The following is a 736-nucleotide window of genomic DNA, read 5'->3' on the forward strand; positions in this document are numbered from 1 at the left end:
ACAACGACCGGCAGGCCAGGGAAGACGGATTGCGCGGCATCCTTGTACGGCTTCCACATGTCGATAGCGAGGCCCTTGACGCCGCCGCGCTCCTTGAACTGATGCAGCCACGCAGTCACGAGCGGCTTGTCGCGGTCGGGCAGCATGTCGATGGGAACCCGGTTGACGACGTCGGTGATGATGCACCGGAGCTTGCCGTCAATCTGCGTCTCGTCGATGCCCAGCCATTCTGGCAGCCAAGGCTTGTACTCAGCGTTCAGGCGTTCGATGTAGTCGCCGGCCAACGTGCGGACGGTCTTGTCATCGCAGCCGACGTGCTCGGCGATACGAGTGAAGGTGTCCCGGAGGCACTGCTCTTCGATGTACTGGACGCAACGAGCCGTCATGCGCGTCGCCGGGTGGATGCCGCCCAGCGGCTGGATGAACGTGCCGCCGCACTCGCGGCACCTGAAGCGCTGGGCATTGGCTTCGATACTCACCGGACGGCCCCGAATAGGGCTATCTCGGAAAATGATCATTTTGGGGCCGTGCTTATAAACTCGGCCAATTACGCCGCATTTTTGACATGCTTCGGGCAAAACTGTGTAGTCAGCCGAGATAACGTACTGGTCGTCTTCGGTACGGACGGCGGTCGGCTCCCAGCCTGGAAGGTCAAGAATGTCAGTCATGCAACACTCGCGTCGAACAGGCCGTGTTGCTCTGCAATTTCGGCAGGAGCAAAAAGCCCGCAGCCTTG

General features: G+C 60.6%; 1 protein-coding gene. It reads right to left on the reverse strand.

The features are described 5' to 3' along the window. The coding region (locus RVY79_RS16780) for a transposase (RefSeq protein WP_317465610.1) at positions 1-668 on the reverse strand (668 nt) is incomplete at its 3' end. Positions 669-736: the final 68 nt, after the last annotated feature.

The sequence above is a fragment of the Chromohalobacter sp. HP20-39 genome (genome assembly GCF_033052815.1).
In the GTDB taxonomy this organism is placed as follows: Bacteria; Pseudomonadota; Gammaproteobacteria; order Pseudomonadales; family Halomonadaceae; genus Chromohalobacter.